Source organism: Serratia sp. ASV30 (assembly GCF_016428815.1).
Taxonomy (GTDB): domain Bacteria; phylum Pseudomonadota; class Gammaproteobacteria; order Enterobacterales; family Enterobacteriaceae; genus Chania; species Chania fonticola_C.
In genome coordinates this window covers 1-264 of the sequence record NZ_JAELTL010000280.1, presented here as the reverse complement: position 1 = coordinate 264, position 264 = coordinate 1, and the positions used below count along the sequence as shown (strand labels likewise).

1 rRNA gene is annotated in these 264 nt (G+C 53.4%); it reads left to right on the top strand.

Features of this window, described 5'->3' with window-relative positions:
- Positions 1 to 264: ribosomal RNA gene (locus tag JHD74_RS27185) — 16S ribosomal RNA — on the top strand; the annotation flags it as partial.

Genomic DNA, 264 nt, shown 5'->3' with positions numbered 1-264 from the left:
CTTTCCAGAGATGGATTGGTGCCTTCGGGAACTGTGAGACAGGTGCTGCATGGCTGTCGTCAGCTCGTGTTGTGAAATGTTGGGTTAAGTCCCGCAACGAGCGCAACCCTTATCCTTTGTTGCCAGCGCGTAATGGCGGGAACTCAAAGGAGACTGCCGGTGATAAACCGGAGGAAGGTGGGGATGACGTCAAGTCATCATGGCCCTTACGAGTAGGGCTACACACGTGCTACAATGGCATATACAAAGAGAAGCGAACTCGCG